A 322-nucleotide genomic window follows, 5' to 3' on the forward strand; every position below is an offset into this window, starting at 1 on the left:
CGGCCGCACGGTCGCGCGCGCCGTCGCGGACGAGGTGGCCGCGCGGAACGCCGCGACCGGCGCGGGCCACGGCCTCGTGATCGGGGCGACGCTCGACCGCGCCGTCCACGGCATCGAGCCCGACGCATCCACCCCCGTGCTCGCGCCCGGGTTCGGCGCGCAGGGCGCGCGGCTCGGCGACCTGCACCGGCTGTTCCCGCCCGCGGCGCTCGTGCTCGCGAGCGCGAGCCGCAGCATCCTGGGCGCGGGAGCGGAGGGGCTCGCCGACGCGATCGAGGCAGCCAGGGCAGAGCTCCCGTGAGCGGCGGGGCGATCCCGGATC

At 79.8% G+C, this 322-nt stretch carries 1 pseudogene; it reads left to right on the forward strand.

Going from position 1 to position 322, the window contains the following annotated elements:
- Positions 1 to 301: pseudogene (locus NWP09_RS13440) on the forward strand (orotidine 5'-phosphate decarboxylase); the annotation flags it as partial.
- Positions 302 to 322: the final 21 nt, after the last annotated feature.

The sequence above is a fragment of the Agrococcus sp. HG114 genome (assembly GCF_024723325.1).
Lineage (GTDB): Bacteria > Actinomycetota > Actinomycetes > Actinomycetales > Microbacteriaceae > Agrococcus.